Origin of the sequence: Streptomyces sp. NPDC091412 (assembly GCF_044756885.1) — a bacterium.
In the GTDB taxonomy this organism is placed as follows: Bacteria; Actinomycetota; Actinomycetes; order Streptomycetales; family Streptomycetaceae; genus Streptomyces.
In genome coordinates this window covers 1-15,622 of the sequence record NZ_JBIVTV010000038.1, presented here as the reverse complement: position 1 = coordinate 15,622, position 15,622 = coordinate 1, and the positions used below count along the sequence as shown (strand labels likewise).

Below are 15,622 nucleotides of genomic sequence, written 5' to 3'. Positions count from 1 at the left end.
TGGGGGTCCCTGGCCGTCGTGGTCGGGGTGACAGATGCCCTGTGGTCGGTCCTGCGCAACCGCCGCGGTTGACGCAGGCCCGTCCCGGCTTGCGATCAGGGGACGGGTGCGTTGGATGGAATCAGGCGGCATCTGCGCAGCACCACGCACCCGGGCAGCGTTGCAACGCGTCGCTGGGGGTTCCTTGTCCGTCCCAAGCCGCGAGGGTTGGCCATGCGAACGACCATCGTCTGCACCGAGGACATCGCCGTCAGCTGCGACCAGGTGAACGGCTGGACCGTTGTTGAGGTCGACGGCGAGGTAGATGTCCGTACTCATTCCAGGATCCGTGAAGCAGTGATCACGCTGCTTAGTGACGGGCACCAGCACTTTGTCCTGGACCTGTGCTTCGTGCCGTTCCTCGACTCGATGGGGCTTGGCACGGTGGTAGCGGTCACCAGGCTCATCCGGCAGTACGAGGGATCACTGCGGATCACGTGCCCCTCCGCCCGGATGCTCAAGGTCTTTCAACACGGCGGCCTGGGCGACGCGTACGAGTTCTAGGGCCTTCCCCCGGCAGGAGCAGTCGGGTCGCTGACCCAACTGGCAAGCCTCTACCTTGCAGCACACACGGACCCGGAAGTCGGCAGCGGCGTATCAGACGGCACGTGCCTGCGGTATCCAGCCCACTGAACTGCCTCGTGCTCTGAGGCAGCTGGCAGCAACAGGGCTGCTGAAATCTTCGCAGGGCTGGTCCGAATCGGGAGACCCGTAATGGGCCCTCTGCTCCTGTCGTGATCTGTGCGGCAACCGCCGCAGCTGCCGGCTGACTAGGGTCACCAGCTGGTGCACCTTCCCGCCTCGGCCAGCTCCCCACGCTTCCGCACCCGGCTGATGAACGGTGCCGGCAGGGCGGGTGCAGAGCGCGCCTGCTCGGCTCGGGCCGCGTGCGGGGCGAGCGCCTGCCGATCCGGCAGCTGCGGCTTGGGCGGCGGCGAGGAGACGTGCGGCTCGACGGTGTGTGCGCAGATAACTATTCGTGCAGCGATCTCCGCGCTGCTGAGGTGCTCCCCGAGAGGGGTGGCGCGCGCAGCTCGACCTGTGTGGGCGCCTGGCCTGGTCGGACATGCGCCTCTCCGGTTCGCCGGGCTGGAACCGAGCCTGACTCTGTGGCGGGAAACGCTCGGACAACTGTGCGGCGCAACCCGTTGACCGTCACGTGGACCCCGTGTATACATGCGCCATACGCGGTGAATTCTCGTTCGGAACGGCCCCTTTCTGGGCCTGGCGGGTGGAGATGTCATGGGAGTGATGAACAGGCGGAACTTCCTCATGGGAGGCGCCGCCGCGTTGGGGACCGCCACCTTGGCCGCCTGCGGCAATCCGGCGACTCTGCCCAAATCCATGGAGGCCGTCCGGCCGGGAGCCGGCGGTCCGAGCCGGGGCGGGGTGCTCCACTTCGGGCTCTCCACCGACCCGGCCAACCTGGATCCGCATGTCTCTACCGGCAGCGCCTCCGACTACCTGCGGCAGCTCGTCTACAACGGCCTGGTCCAGTTCGACGGCGCCGGGGAGATCGTCGCCGACCTCGCGTCCGAGTTCGGCTGGGCCGACCAGCTCACGTACAAGGTCAGGCTGCGGCCGAAGGTCGCCTTCCACGACGGGTCGGCGATGACCGCCGACGACGTGGTCTTCTCCTTCCGCCGGATGATGGACAAGGAGACCGCGGCCACCTCCGGCCAGCTGCTCGACGCGGTGAAATCCGTCGAGGCGGCCGACGCCACCACGGTGGTATTCCGCCTGACTCAGCCCGACGTGGCCTTCCCGTTCGCCCTGGCAGCACCGACGTCCAACGTCGTCTCGAAGCAGTGGATCGAGTCCGGCGCCAACACCAAGACCCAGATGATGGGCACCGGCCCGTTCCGGTTCGTGGAGCGCATCCCGGGCGTCAGCACCACCTTCGTCCGGTTCGAGCACTACTACGAGCCCGAACTGCCCTATCTCAACGGGATCGTCTTCCAGCCCATGGGCGACGACTACGCCCGGGTGACAGCACTGCGCACGGCCACCGTAGACATGATCGACTACGTGCCGGCCACCCACGTCGGCGTCATCACCCGCAACCCCCGGTTGCAGTTCGCCTCCGACCGGACCTTCGGCTTCGGCTTCGTCGGGTTCGTGACCAGCAAGCCGCCCTTCAACGACGTACGAGTCCGCAAGGCGATCGCCCTCTCGATCAACCGGCCGTCAGTCCTCGATACCGCGCTACTGGGACACGGACAGCCCATGGACGGGGCGCTCATGTCCGACTCCTTCGCCCGCTATGCACGGCAACTCGACGGCACGATGCCCTACGACCCGGAGCAGGCGAGGTTCCTGCTCAAGCAGGCGGGCCACGAGGGGCTCACGCTGCCGGTCGTCACCACCAGCTCGTACTCCGTGATCGCTCGGCCGGCGCAGGCCATGCTGCCCGGGCTGCGCGCGGCCGGCCTGAAGGTGGAACTCACGCAGCAGGAGTGGCTGACCTTCCGAGCCAGCGTGGCCGCCAAGACGTTCCCGGTCCACTCGTGGGGGACGGCACCGAAGTTCGGCGATCCCGCCTCCCTCGCCGACTTCATCGGCGGCACCGGCGCCTTCGCGATGAACCTCGACTTCCAGGACGACCGGATCGACGAACTCCTCGCCCAGGGGCGGCAGACGGCCGACCCTGGCCTGCGGGACGAGATCTACCTGGAAGCGGAGCGGCGGGCGCTGGAGCTGGTCCCGATGACCTACACCGTCCGCCGTGAGCAGGGCGAGGCCCACTATCACTACGTCAAGGGCTACCAACACCCGCCGAAAGGCGCGTGGACCGCCGTGGCCCTCCGTCGGACCTGGATGGAGAAGGCAGCGTGAGGCGTTTCCTATTCAGACGGTTCGCCCAGGCGGCCGTGCAGTTGTTCGTTGTCGGCAGCATCGTTTTCTTCCTGGTCCGGCTCATACCCGGCGATCCCGCCAGGGCCGCCCTCGGCGATTCCGCCACGGAGGAGCAGGTTGCCCAGACACGGCAGGCGATGCACCTCGACGAGCCCTTCATGAAGCAGTTCCTCGGGTTCTGGGGGCGACTCTTCCAGGGCGACCTGGGCACCTCCCTGATCAGCGGCCGGGAGGTGATGCAGGATCTGCCGTCCCGGATCGGCAACTCCCTCGAACTGGTCCTCATCGCCCTGGCCGTCTCGCTCGTGCTCGGCATCGTCCTCGGCCGGCTGGCCGCCACCCGTGCCGACCGGCCGGCGGACCACGCGCTGGTCGCAGGGTCGATCTTCGGGATCTCCCTCCCTGTCTTCGTTGTCGGCACACTGCTGCTGCTTGTCTTCGCGTTCCTCCTCCCCATCCTGCCGCCACGCCGCTTCACCTCGCCGCTGGAGGACCCCCTCACGCATCTGCAGACGCTGATCCTGCCGGTGATCACGCTGACCGCGGCGTCCTGCGCCGTGATCACCAGAATGACCAGGGCGGCCATGCTCGAGACGCTCACGGCGGACTACGTCCGTACCGCGCGCTCCAAAGGGCTGGTCGAACGACGTGTGATCAACCGCCACGCCCTGCGCACCGCCATGCTGCCCGTGGTCTCCGCGACCACGGTCGAGCTGACCACGCTCATCGGCAGCACGGTCCTGGTGGAGACCATCTTCGGCTGGCCCGGCATGAGTTCGCTGCTGATGGCCGCCGTGGGACAGCGCGACTACCCCGTCATACAGGCCGTGGTGCTGGCCGTCGCGACCATCGTCATCCTGGTCAACCTGGTCGGAGACCTGGTGGTCAGGGCCCTCGACCCCCGGGCGGAGGACAACTGATCATGACCACTGTTCCGCAACCCCTGGTGCAGGCCCCGCCAGATGCACCCACGAGCGGCGGTAGCGGCCAGAAATCCTTTCTCAGAAGGATGGTGGCGAACCGCAGGACCTCCGTGGCGGGCGCCTTCCTGCTTCTGGTCGCTCTCCTCGCCGTCTTCGCACCGCTGATCGCCCCGCACGACTACCGCGACATCGTCGGCAGACCACTCTCCTCGGGCGGGGTCCTGGGCATCGACGACTTCGGCCGCGACGTCCTCTCCCGACTGCTCATCGGTCTCCGCACCTCCCTGGAGGTGGCGCTGTCGGCCGTCCTGGTGGCCGCAGTGCTGGGCGTGGCGCTGGGGCTGGTGGCCGGATACGGCGGCCGCCGGATCTCGGTCGTCATCATGCGCGGCATCGACATCCTGCTCAGCTTCCCGCCGATCGTGCTGGCGATCGCGGTGGTGGCGGTGCTCGGCCCGGCACTGGTCAACGTGGTACTGGTGATCGGCGTGCTCTACATCCCCCGGTTCACCAGGATCGTCTACAGCCAAGTGCTCGCGATCAGGCACGTGGAATACGTCGAGGCCTCGGAGATCATGGGCACGCGACCGACCGTCATCGCCCTCCGGACGATTCTGCCGAATGTCGCCGCCCCCGTGATCGTGCAGCTCAGCCTCTCGGTGAGCTTCGCGATCCAAATGGAGGCCGGCCTCAGCTTCCTCGGCCTCGGGGCGCAGCCGCCACTGCCGTCCCTGGGCACGATGGTCGGCTCCGGACGCGACTTCCTCGAGGTCCAGCCCACCCTGCTGGTCTACCCCTCCGCACTGATCATCCTCGTCGTCCTCGCGCTCAACGTCTTCGGCGACGGCATGCGCGACCTGCTCGACCCGCGCCGTCGCGGCAGGAGTTCCTGACCATCCCGGCTCCCCGACGGCGGCACCCATATCGAAAGGACTCACATGACCGCGGCTCTCCCCACCACCCACCGGCTCGGCGAACTCTCCTGGACCCAGGTGAAGCAACTGGCCGAACAGGACCCGATCATCCTGCTGCCCATAGGCGCGGTCGAGCAGCACGGGCCGCACCTGCCGATCCACGAAGACTCCATCGTCGCCGAGTGGGTGGCCGACCGGCTGGCGAAGGAGAACAACTGCTATGTCGCACCTGCGCTCCACTACGGGCACTCCGGCACCTTCCGCGGTTACCCCGGTAACCTGTCGCTGAGCCAGGCGACGCTGCGCACGGTCACCTACGAACTCATCGAGGCGCTGGTCCAGTCCGGCTTCCGACGCATCGTCATCATCGACAACAACGGCGGCAACGTCGGGCCGGTCACTGGTGCGAGCCTTGACGCGCGGCGCGACTTCGGGGTCCTGATCGGGCATCTCTACCCCTGGCAACTGGGCTATGCGCTCATGCGGGACGTGTACGAGGACCCGGCGACGGCGTACGGCCACGGGGCGGAGCCCGAGCACTCCGCGATGCTCGCGCTCTTCCCCGACCAGGTGCAGAGCGACCTCGCCGTTGCCGGCGGCCTGGAGTCCGCCGACGGCTGGACACCGACCAGCTACAACGAGGCGGCAATCCCCGGCTATGACGTCCGCGGCACCGTCCTGTGGGACTTCTCCGAGGTCAGCCCGACCGGGTGCACCGGCGACGTGAGCCTGGGCAGCGCGAAGACCGGCGAGATATGGATCGAGCGGGTGATCGGGTTCTGCTCCGCCTACCTGCAGGAGTACGCCCGGAACACCTCGGCCAAGTAGCCCCCTGCTCCGTCCTGTGTGACCGTCTGAGGAGACGCCATGACAACCGGTACGACTTCTTCCGACCCGATCCTCTCGGTCGAGGCGCTCTCGGTGGACTTCCGGATCGCCGGTGCCTGGACACCCGCCGTCAAGCACGTCAGCTTCTCCGTGGCCAAGGGCGAGGTGGTCGCGCTGGTCGGGGAGTCGGGTTCCGGCAAGTCCGTCAGCTCGATGTCCGTGCTCGGTCTGCTGGGGCCGGAATCCCGGCGCCGCGGCAGCATCCAGTTCGACGGCACCGAGCTGCTCGATCTCGATGCCGAGGCCCTGCGCGCCATCCGGGGCAAGCGGATCGCGATGATCTTCCAGGAGCCGATGACGGCACTCAACCCCGTCTACACCATCGGCGAGCAGATCATCGAGGCGATCCAGTGCCACGAGCCCTTGCCGGCCGCCGAGGCCCGGACGCGGACGCTGGAGTTGCTGACGACGGTCGGCATCCCCGAGCCGGAGCGCCGTATCGACAGCTACCCGCACCAGCTCTCCGGCGGCCAGCGCCAGCGCGCAATGATCGCCATGGCCGTCTCCGGCTCGCCGGAGGTCATCATCGCCGACGAGCCGACCACGGCGCTCGACGTCACGGTGCAGGCGGAGATCCTCGAACTCCTCCGCCGCCTGCAGAAGGACCTCAATTCGGCGGTCGTCATCATCACCCATGACATGGGAGTTGTCGCCGACCTCGCCGACCGGGTGGTGGTCATGCGGCAGGGCGAGGTCGTCGAAGAGGCCCCGGTCGCCCGGCTTTTCTCCGATCCGCAGCACGAGTACACGCGCAAACTGCTCGCCGCGGTGCCGCGACGGCAGGCTGGCGGGCGAACGGAACCGACCCCGGCCGGCACCGCCACCGGCCCTGGTGGGGCGGCGACGCTCCGGGTCACCGACCTGGAAGTTGAATATCCTGGACGGCTGGGCCGCAAGGGCTTCAAGGCCGTGCACGGTGTGAGCCTCGCCATCGAAAAGGGCAGAGTCCTCGGCCTGGTGGGAGAGTCAGGCTCGGGCAAATCCACCATCGGCCGGGCGATCGTCGGCCTGGCGCGGGCCTCGGCCGGCTCGGTGGAGATCTGCGGTACTGAGGTGACGCGCCTCAAGGGCCGGGCGCTGCGGGACTTCCGCAGAACGTACTCGATGGTCTTCCAGGACCCGGGATCCTCGCTGAACCCCCGGCTGTCGATCGGGGACTCCATCGCCGCCCCAATGATCGTCAACCGCTTCGCGGACCGCCCCGCCATCCGCAGGCGTGTGCTGGACCTCCTCGACCAGGTCGAGCTGCCCACCGGCTGGACCGACAGATTCCCGCACGAACTCTCCGGCGGCCAGCGGCAGCGGGTCGGCATCGCCCGCGCGCTGGCCCTCGAGCCGGAGCTGCTCATCGCCGACGAGCCGACCTCCGCCCTCGACGTCTCCGTCCAGGCCACCGTGCTACGGCTGTTCCAGGAACTGCAGGACAGGCTCGGCTTCTCCTGCCTGTTCATCAGCCACGACCTGGGCGTTGTCGAGCTGCTGGCCCACGAGGTCGCCGTACTGCAGCACGGGCGGCTGGTCGAGCAGGGCCCCGCCCGCGAGGTGCTGAACAGCCCGCAAACCGACTACACGCGCAGGCTGGTGGCAGCCGCGCCGGTGCCCGACCCCTCGGAACAGGCCGAGCGCCGCAGACTCTGGCAGGCGATGGCGAGGTGACGCGCCATCGCCCACCGGGGCCGCGGGTCAGTGCAAGTGCGAGACCACCCTCTCGTCCGGTTGCAGATGGCGGCGCAGTGTGCGCTCGGCAGCGTCGAAGTCGTGCACGGTCAGCGCCTCCAGCAGCGCTCGGTGCTCCGGACCGATGACCGTCAGCCGCGTGGGGCGGACCGAAACGGCTCTGACCCCGATCCGCTGATGCCTCGGCTGAAGGCTCGTATAGAGGTCGATCAGGACGCTGTTTCCAGTCGCCTTCACAAAAGAATAGTGGAAGAAGAAATCCATCTTCGCGTGTTCGGCGATGGCATCGCGATCCCCGGCCCGGCACCGTGCCAAACGGTCCGGATCCTCCATCAGCTCCAGATGCTCGGAGAGTTCGGCCGGAATCTCGATGTGTTTTTCACAGAGAATCCTGAAGCCGTGGATCTCCAGGACCTGCCGCATCTCGTAGGTCTCGAAAAGCTCTCCAGCCGTCACTCTCCGCACCTGGGCGCCGCGCCGGGGAAGCAGGTCGATGAACTTCTCCGCCGCCAATCGGTGGAGGGCCTCGCGCACCGGCGTCCGCGACACCCCCGCCTCGTCGGAGACCACCTTCTCCTCAAGGAACGACCCCTCGGGGAACCGTCCGCTGAGGATCGCCTCCTTTGCCCACTGGTACGCCCGCTCACCGGCCGTCACAGGCCGGCTTTCGTCGAATGACCCGTTCATCTCGCCCCTTTGCCATGTATACCCAATGTATACCAGAATTCTGAGGGAGTCCCGCAGTGCCTGAGCAAAACCGCAGATACGCCGCCTGGCTGTCCGGCCCGAGTTTCGCCGCAGCCGAGATCGTCGCCCAGCTCGGCTACGGCGCGGTGGTGTTGGACATCGAGCACGGCTCCTTCGATCTCGCCGATCTCGAACGCTTCATCCCGTTTCTCCGACACCTGAACCTCGATGTGCTGGCGAAGGTGCTGGGACCGGAGCGCGGGCCGATCCAACAGGCCCTCGACTTCGGCGCCACCGCAGTCGTCATCCCCCACGTCGAGAACGCCACGCACGCCGCCGCCGTCTGCGCCTTCGCCAAGTTCCCGCCCCTGGGCGACCGGAGCTTCGCCGGCGGCCGCACCGCGCGGTACGGCGGTTTCGACGACGACTGGATCGCGCGGCAGGACCGCGAGACCCGGGTATACCCGATGATCGAGGACGCCGGCGCCATCGACGAGATCAAGGACATCCTGGCGCTCCCCACCGTCGACGGTGTCTTCGTCGGCCCCAGCGACCTCTCCATGCGTCGTGAGCGAGGCGCCTACACCCGGTCCGCGGACGACTTCGCCGACCTCCAGCTGGTGGCGGACGCGGCCCGCGCCGCCGGCAAGCCATGGGTCCTGCCCGCCTGGTCCGCAGCGGAGAAGGAGTTCGCACTGACGCATGGGGCCGACCAGCTGGTCCTCACCATGGAGCACGGCGCCCTCATGGCCGGCTTCGGGGCGGCCCTCGCCGAGACCACCGAACTCACTGCCGCCCTCCACCAGCACCGCTAGGAGACAGCCCATGCTCACCACCGTCGGCCAGTTCAACGCCACCACCGACAAGGCCGCCAACCTCGAGGCCGTCGCAGCCCTGATCGGGCAGGCGGCCGCCCAGGGATCGCAGCTCGTCGTACTGCCCGAGAACGCCATGTACTCCAACCCCGACCCCCAGGCGGACATCGTCCAGCACACCGAGCGGATCGACGGCCCGTTCGCCACCGCGATCGGCACGCTGGCCAGGCGGCACGGCATCGCCGTCGTGGCGGGCATGACCGAGACACCGGCAGCCCAGGGCGAACGGCCCAGCAACACCGTCCTCGCGGTGGACCAGAAGGGCGATCCCCTCGGGGCGTACCGCAAGGTCCACCTCTACGACGCCTTCGGGTACCGCGAGTCGGACCGCGTCCAGGCCCATACGCCCTCGCCGTTGCTCTTCACCCTGGAGGGGGTCACCTTCGGCGTCATGACCTGCTACGACCTCCGGTTCCCGGAGATGGCCCGGTTCCTCATCGACGCGGGTGCCACGGCCCTGGTCGTCCCCGCCGCCTGGGTGGTCGGCCCGGCCAAGGAGGACCACTGGACCACGCTGGTCCGCGCCCGGGCGATCGAGAACACCGCCTACGTCCTGGCCTGCGGTCAGACCGGCCCCATCTGTACGGGCCAGAGCCTCATCGTGGACCCGATGGGCCATGTGGCGGCATCGGCGGGCGAGGCTCCCGGGGTGGCGTCCGCCGTCGTCGACGCGGCGCGCGTGGAGGCCGTCCGCGCCAAGAACCCCAGCCTGGCGAACCGGAGGTTCCGGGTCGTCTTCGACTGAGGGGCCAGTCGTGCCGGGGCCAGCCGGCAGCCGGTAGCGGAGTCACCCGGACTCCGCTACCGGCTGCCGGTTTGTCCCTGAACGCGACGGCCTCCTCCACCGCCGTCACCTGTCCGCCCAAGCGCGCCGCCACTCGCCCCTGGTCCTGCGAGATCGCCACCACGAGGCCGGTCTGGCCGATCGTGACCGACCCACCGCCCGCACGGCGCGCCCACCGAACGCCGCCGACCCGGGCCGCCGGCATTGGCTGCCCCCGGCGACCTGGTTGTGCCCCGCCTGCCCTTGGAGGCGGGGGAGTGGGCGAACCCGCGCATTGCTGACGGCGCGGCACCGCTGATCTTGTAGCTGGCAGTGCAGGACCTTGCGGTGAACGTGTCCGCGTTGCTGCCCGGGCCGGACGGCAAGGTCCGCGGTGACAACGACCACGTCTTCTCCATCCATCCCGCCCGGGACGGCGTGACGATCGCCGGCTCGGCGGTCGGGCTCGGCCGCGGCAAGCTCGCCTTCTACAAGGACCCCAACGCCTCCGCGTCAGCCATCTTCACCAACGGTGCCTTCTACGACACCAGCGAAAACCCAGGCTGTGCGCCAGGCGGGCGACCGGCGCTGAGCCCGGCCAACCCTTCAGGGAAGGCTGCGAGTTGTTGAAGCCAGCGGGCTGCGCGGGTCTCGTATGCTGCGGCGTACGGCCATCGAGCGAGGGAATAGGGCAGGTCATGGGGCGTCAGCACGGTTAACTCAAGGGTGGTTTGGCGGCCCTGGCTGTGCTCGTGTTGGACGGATGCTCAGCTATCGGAGAAGGGCCGTCGCACGAGGCGCCCGACAACAAAACCTCCGCGTCCGCTGGCGCTCCGGGCGGCGAGGCTGCTGAGTCGGGCACGCTGCCGGGCGTCCTGACCGCGGAGCAGGCGCCCGTGCGGAGTTGGCGAGGCTGGAGGTGGCGCCGCACGGCTCTGTGCGTGGCTACATCCGCGCCAAGTTCCCTCACTGGGCTCAGCAGGGCGTCAAGTGCGACACCCGCGAGGAGGTGCTGGAGGGGGACGGCACAGGCGTGCAGCGCGATGCCGAGTGCCTGGCGGTGTCCGGGCGCTGGGTGAGCGTGTACGACGACAAGACGTTCACAAGCGCCTCCGACCTCGACATCGACTACATGGTGCCGCTCGCCAATGCGTGGCGCTCCGGCGCCGCTGGCTGGACGCAGGAGAAGCGGAAGGCGTTCGCGAACGACCTGACGCACCCGCAGCTGCAGGCCGTCTCCGCTGCCTCGAATCGGTCCAAGGGCGGTCAAGGGCCGGACGAGTGGCAGCCGTACTGGTGCACCGACGCCCGGGCCCGGGCGTCGGCGAGGGCGACGTACGAGCTATCGGTGGCCGGGGCCGAGAAGAACACACTCATCGAGATGCTGGGCACCTGCTCCTCATGAGCGACCACGACCCACAACAGGAGCAGCTCGTCGACGAGGTGAAAGCCCGGCCCGGCGGTGCGATGACCGACGAAGTCGGCGTCATCACCGGCGACCTCACCATCGCCAGCAGCCTCATGCCCGACGGGTGCGCCGACATCACCATCCAGTACACCGACGCGGACGAGTGGTACACCCTCACGGGCAGCCCGGTATCACTGCCAGCAGCCGGATTGGCCGCACTGCACGAGCACGTCCTGGAACGGGTCCGCCACGGCGGCGGCGCGGGGCCCCCGCGCTGAACGAGCAGGCCGGCAGAGGCGGGAGAGCCGGCCGTTGCTTCGATCATGAAGAGAGTCCTCCTTGCTCTGGTGGTGACCGCAGCCGCCCTGGGAAGCGTTGCGATCGACGGCCTGGCTGGTGAAGAATCCGCCGCCTCCGCGGATCACCCCACGGCGTAGGTCCGCATGGACGCCGCCGCGGTCAGCTTGGTGAAGCGCTCGTGAGGGGCTACCGACTGCGGAGTGCGTGCCTACTTGTGGGGTGTCGGCCAGGGGCGGAGCGGTGACGTACAACGTCACGACAAAACGAACGCGTAGTGGCGGACCTCGTGTGTAGCCTCTCTGACTGATCGACTTCGTGATCGGTTCACAAGGGGAGGACTATGAAAGGCACAACACGCTCCGGGCGAAGAACCGGCTGGGTGGCGGCAGGAGGGGCAGTCGCCCTGGTGCTGCTGGCGGCGACGGGAGCCCACGCCGAGGGGCGGGGGGATGTCCGGGTGGTGTCGACCGTCGTCAACGGCGGGGCCAACGTCACCGTCGGCACGGCGAAGAAGGTGACGTTCCCGATCGCCATCACCGTCAAGGACAACTCAGGGGTGAAGGGGCTCACCCACGTCAGCACCTTCAACCGTTCCAACCTTTACGGCTTCTTCAGCTGGACTGGCACGACGTGCCGGAAGAAGACCTCGACCACGTCGGTGTGCACGGCAACCATGACAGTGGACCCGGCTTGGATCCCGGCCAGCGACGATATCGACTCCAACAAGGTCGCCGGCCTCTGGACGGTGAACGCCACTGTCAAGGCCAACGACGGCGACTACTGGATTTCCGATGATATTGCCCGGTACAAGGTGAAGCGCGCCTCGCGGCTCACGACGGATGCGGCCCCCGAGCGGGTCGCCAAGGGCGCGAAGCTCACGATCACCGGCAAACTGTCGCGGGCGAACTGGGAGACTCTGAAGTACCAGGGGTTCGCCGGACAGGTCGTGAAGCTCCAGTACCGCAAGGCCGGCGCCACGCACTACAGCACGGTCAAAACTGTGAAGACGGGTAGCTCCGGGCAGCTCAGCACCAAGGTGACCGTCACAGCGGCGGGGAGTTGGCGCTGGTACTTCCCTGGCACGACGACGACGGCCCGGATCGTGTCGGCCGGTGACGCAGTAGCGCTCAAGTAGTCGCCGGATGTGGAACTCTTGGTACTCCAGCAGCCGAACTGCTGGAGTACCAACACGTGACCACAGACAGGCTCTGACCTGGGTTGAAGCAACGACGGAGATGCCCAACTGGAAGAGCACCAGTCGAAGATGAGCCGCAAGCAGCTCATCGACACCCTCGTCCGCAGCGCCCGCCGCCGCAATTGGCTCACGGCACTGCAGCGCGACGCTTCGAAGCGTCCCAGGTCGACATCCGGCTGAAGGGAACCGGCTCCGGCTTCTTCTCCGGAATCCACAAGACGCTGCCGCGCGAGGAGGAGACAGCGGACAACCCGGTGGCCATGCAGCACCTTCGGGAGTGGTTCGGCGACGACCAGAACCGTCCACGTCTCGCCCGGTGCTACAAGCGTCGCGTCACCGTCATCGATGCCTTCTTCGACCTCGCCGACGCAATCATCACCGTGCGCAGCCTGCTCCGGCGGTCCTGGACAACTCACCGCTGGGACGAACGCCCGGACCGCCGACCCTGACCACACGCCTACTGTCTCCCGCGCGACCACTTACCGCAGCGCGACGGCCGCGAGTACGCCCCGCGCAGCCGTTCCGTCTGGCCAGGTCCACCCGGCGACAAGGTCTGACCGCCTGCGGCGGCGCCGACGACGGCTCGAAGGCGGCGGGCGGCGACCGCGCCGCTGGTACCGCGCGGAGCCGGTCCGTGTTCAACGGGGGCGGCAAGGGCGGCGCGGAGCAGGCCCACAGCGGTGGTGACATCAAGGAGGGGGGCGCGCTCGGCGGCCGCTTCGGGCGGGACGGACGAGACCGCGAGCAAGGGCACAATGGCCGGCGCCCGGCAGTGCCGCGGAGACGAGATGCTGTGCACCGCTGTGCACCGCTGGTCACCGCTGTGCACCGGTTCGCCGGTCAGCAGGGGGACCACCTGCTGGTCACCGCGTCGAACGAGGGTGCCAAGCCATGCTGGGTCACCTCGTACCCGGCGGTGAAGCTTGGCGAGGACGTCGACGGCGCCGCACTGCCGCACTTGAAGAAGGACAACCCGGGCGGCGACAAGCGCATCACGCTCCGGCCCGGAGGCAGGGCATACAGCGCGGTGAACCTCTTCGACTACGGCTCGAAGAACCACACGGCGCACTCGTTCGCCATCGCGCTGCGCGGCGCGGACGGTCACAACGGTCCCTTCTACTCCGTCGACACCAAGGGCCAGAAGCCGCAGTTCAGCTGGAACGAGGCCGACGCGCTGAACTGGAGCACCAAGAAGCCGTACGACTTCTGACGGCCCGTCGGCCAGTGACGCGTTACCGCCTTCCAGCACGTCTACAGTCCACCGGTAAACGGGCCGTGGCGTGGTGGCCGGTGTTCCTGGCGGCTTCCAGGGGGCGTCAGGGCCCCAGATGGGCGAGCACTGTACGCATGGCGCCGGCCACGGCCTTGCGGGACTCGTCCGTCGGGTCGTGGATCTCGAAGCCATGGACGCCGTGCGGGACGTCGATGATCTCGATCGGGGCCTTGGTCTCCTCCGCTGCGGTCACGAACTCCTCGACGGTAGCGGCGATGTGCGCCGTCTCCAGACCCGCCCGGGTGAGCAGGAGGGGCGGCGGCGTCCTTCCGCTGGCCCGGAGCGCGCTGGTCGGTCTGAAACGCGGGGCGACCGCGCCCCAGCCGGGCAGCGGGGCCAGGACCGGATAGGTCAGGGTCAGGCAGCGCAGCCACCCGGGCGGGGCAGCGATCCAGTCCGCGGCAAGCAGTCCAGCGCCGGAGAAGAACCACAGGGCGACGCGCTCCGGGTCCACGCGTGGGTCGGCCCGCAGCAGTTCGATGGCCTCGGTCACGTCGCCCGCGGACCGTGCGTAGTCGGTGATGCCGTGCAGGCGATGCTCCGCGACGGCGCCCACCGCGCCCAGGCTCGCTGCGTAGCGGGCGTAGCCGACATACAACGGTGAGTCGCGCGGCGCGGGGATGAGGTCGGGCGGGAGCGGGCCGCCGTGCACGAACAGCACCGCGGGCCACGGACCGTGCGGTTCCCCCGTTTCCGGCAGGTGCACGTCCACGCGCCCGTTCCGTACCCGCGGCCGCTCCGGGAGCTCCATCAGGAACGGCCGGAGGAAGGGCGGCTCGCCCTCGGGTACGGCCAGCCGCCGCCCCTCGCCCGCGGCCGCGCGGAGCAGGACCTCGGCCAGCTCGTCCGGGCTGGAGAGCATCGGCCAGTGACCGGTGGCCAGTTCGAAGAAGCCCACCTGCGGATCGGCCAGCTTCCGGAACTGCGGCGGTCCGCTGCGCACCAGCGCCTCGACCACCTCGACGGTCACCCCTCCCGCCGTGCACAGGATTCCGCTGGTCGGCACGGCCGCCGCCGCGCCTGTCAGTCGCAGCGGCTGGGTCAGTGTGCGCTGCGGCTGGGGGCCGGCCAGCCGGCTCAGCAGCTGCAACTGGCGCGCCGAGAGGCCCTCGGTGCTGCCCCACCGGTGCCAGTCCTGCGGCCCCGGCGGCGGTATCGGCCGGGGGCTGCCGTCGGCACCCAGCAGTTGATGCACCACCGGGTCCGGGACGAGGGCCAGCGCCGGGTCACCGTGCTGCGGCAGCCCGGCGTCCAGGTGCACGAGGCGAGCGACCCGCTCCGGGAGGAGGCCGGCCGCGCCCAGCACCGGGTGGATGGCGTAGTCGTGGCCGACCAGCACCACCTGCGGCGTGTCGAGGGAGTCGATCAGCCGGACCACGTCCTCGACATGCGTCTCCAGATCCGCGTCGGGCTGCATGCTCAGCGTCACCGGGTGCGCCCCGGCGCCCTTCTCCCGAAGCCGGTCGGCCACCTCATTCCAGATCCGCCCGTCGGTGAACGGGCCGGAGACCAGGACGAAAACGGACATCAACGCCTCCAGACAGTAGGGTCGTCGCAGGTAACCTAGGAACTCCCCCTGAGGGAGGTTCAACCCTTGCCATTGGACGCCACACTGAGTATCGGCGAGCTCGCCGCGCAGGCAGGGACCACGGTCAAAACCGTTCGCTTCTATTCCGACCAGAACCTGCTGCCCGAAGCGGCGCGCAGCAGCGGCGGCCACCGGCGCTACGCGCCCGAGGCCCTGGCTCGGCTGCGCACGATTCGGTCCCTGCGCTCCCTCGGCGTCCCCGTATCCGAGATCAGGCGTGTTCTCGACTCCGGGGA

The 15,622-nt window shown here is 68.7% G+C and carries 16 protein-coding genes and 1 pseudogene; 15 read left to right on the top strand and 2 right to left on the bottom strand.

Annotated elements, in window-relative coordinates:
- The first annotated feature begins 213 nt into the window (after nt 1-213).
- From ACIQMV_RS38175 to ACIQMV_RS38150, 6 genes are all read left to right on the top strand, one after another.
- Nucleotides 214-543, top strand: coding sequence for an STAS domain-containing protein (locus tag ACIQMV_RS38175; RefSeq protein WP_402597691.1), 330 nt, complete (start codon nt 214-216; stop codon nt 541-543).
- Nucleotides 544-1,290: 747 nt separating this feature from the next.
- The gene (locus ACIQMV_RS38170; protein WP_402597689.1) at nt 1,291-2,874 is read left to right on the top strand and encodes an ABC transporter substrate-binding protein; all 1,584 of its coding nucleotides are present in this window, start codon (nt 1,291-1,293) and stop codon (nt 2,872-2,874) included.
- Nucleotides 2,871-3,815 carry an ABC transporter permease gene (locus ACIQMV_RS38165; protein ID WP_141365703.1) on the top strand — a complete coding sequence of 315 codons (945 nt, stop codon included), beginning with the start codon at nt 2,871-2,873 and terminating at the stop codon, nt 3,813-3,815. The genes ACIQMV_RS38170 and ACIQMV_RS38165 overlap by 4 nt, the downstream gene beginning before the upstream one ends.
- 2 nt (nt 3,816-3,817) lie before the next feature.
- On the top strand, nt 3,818-4,711 hold the full coding sequence (locus ACIQMV_RS38160) for an ABC transporter permease (RefSeq protein ID WP_402597688.1): 894 nt from the start codon (nt 3,818-3,820) through the stop codon (nt 4,709-4,711).
- A 45-nt stretch (nt 4,712-4,756) separates the two neighbouring features.
- Nucleotides 4,757-5,560, top strand: coding sequence for a creatininase family protein (locus tag ACIQMV_RS38155; RefSeq protein ID WP_402597687.1), 804 nt, complete (start codon nt 4,757-4,759; stop codon nt 5,558-5,560).
- A 39-nt stretch (nt 5,561-5,599) separates the two neighbouring features.
- Nucleotides 5,600-7,276 (top strand): ABC transporter ATP-binding protein, encoded by a 1,677-nt coding sequence (locus ACIQMV_RS38150; RefSeq protein ID WP_402597685.1) that lies wholly within the window; start codon nt 5,600-5,602, stop codon nt 7,274-7,276.
- Between the two features lie 27 nt (nt 7,277-7,303).
- Here the strand turns inward: ACIQMV_RS38150 and ACIQMV_RS38145 are convergent, their stop codons facing one another.
- Nucleotides 7,304-7,984: a GntR family transcriptional regulator gene (locus ACIQMV_RS38145; RefSeq protein ID WP_402597684.1), complete on the bottom strand. Its 681-nt coding sequence runs from the start codon at nt 7,982-7,984 to the stop codon at nt 7,304-7,306.
- Nucleotides 7,985-8,040: 56 nt separating this feature from the next.
- Between ACIQMV_RS38145 and ACIQMV_RS38140 the strand changes: the two genes are divergently transcribed.
- From ACIQMV_RS38140 to ACIQMV_RS38105, 8 genes and pseudogenes are all read left to right on the top strand, one after another.
- Nucleotides 8,041-8,799, top strand: coding sequence for an HpcH/HpaI aldolase/citrate lyase family protein (locus ACIQMV_RS38140; RefSeq protein WP_402597683.1), 759 nt, complete (start codon nt 8,041-8,043; stop codon nt 8,797-8,799).
- Between the two features lie 10 nt (nt 8,800-8,809).
- Nucleotides 8,810-9,604: a carbon-nitrogen hydrolase family protein gene (locus tag ACIQMV_RS38135; protein WP_402597681.1), complete on the top strand. Its 795-nt coding sequence runs from the start codon at nt 8,810-8,812 to the stop codon at nt 9,602-9,604.
- Between the two features lie 366 nt (nt 9,605-9,970).
- Nucleotides 9,971-10,252, top strand: coding sequence for a hypothetical protein (locus tag ACIQMV_RS38130; protein ID WP_402597680.1), 282 nt, complete (start codon nt 9,971-9,973; stop codon nt 10,250-10,252).
- Between the two features lie 274 nt (nt 10,253-10,526).
- A complete protein-coding gene (locus ACIQMV_RS38125) occupies nt 10,527-11,027 on the top strand; it encodes an HNH endonuclease (RefSeq protein ID WP_402597678.1) in 501 nt (166 codons plus the stop codon).
- Nucleotides 11,024-11,308 (top strand): hypothetical protein, encoded by a 285-nt coding sequence (locus ACIQMV_RS38120; protein WP_402597677.1) that lies wholly within the window; start codon nt 11,024-11,026, stop codon nt 11,306-11,308. The genes ACIQMV_RS38125 and ACIQMV_RS38120 overlap by 4 nt, the downstream gene beginning before the upstream one ends.
- A gap of 362 nt (nt 11,309-11,670) precedes the next feature.
- Complete coding sequence (locus ACIQMV_RS38115; RefSeq protein WP_402597675.1) at nt 11,671-12,465, top strand: hypothetical protein; 795 nt, start codon at nt 11,671-11,673, stop codon at nt 12,463-12,465.
- Nucleotides 12,466-12,830: 365 nt separating this feature from the next.
- A pseudogene (locus ACIQMV_RS38110) lies at nt 12,831-12,974 on the top strand (IS5/IS1182 family transposase); the annotation flags it as partial.
- Nucleotides 12,975-13,318: 344 nt separating this feature from the next.
- Nucleotides 13,319-13,735, top strand: coding sequence for a DUF4232 domain-containing protein (locus ACIQMV_RS38105; protein WP_402597673.1), 417 nt, complete (start codon nt 13,319-13,321; stop codon nt 13,733-13,735).
- Nucleotides 13,736-13,841: 106 nt separating this feature from the next.
- On the opposite strand, the gene ACIQMV_RS38100 is transcribed toward ACIQMV_RS38105, so the two are convergent.
- Complete coding sequence (locus tag ACIQMV_RS38100) at nt 13,842-15,326, bottom strand: alpha/beta hydrolase (protein ID WP_402597671.1); 1,485 nt, start codon at nt 15,324-15,326, stop codon at nt 13,842-13,844.
- 66 nt (nt 15,327-15,392) lie between these two features.
- Between ACIQMV_RS38100 and ACIQMV_RS38095 the strand changes: the two genes are divergently transcribed.
- Nucleotides 15,393-15,622, top strand: a 230-nt coding sequence (locus ACIQMV_RS38095; RefSeq protein WP_402597670.1) for a MerR family transcriptional regulator, incomplete at its 3' end; no start/stop codon positions are given.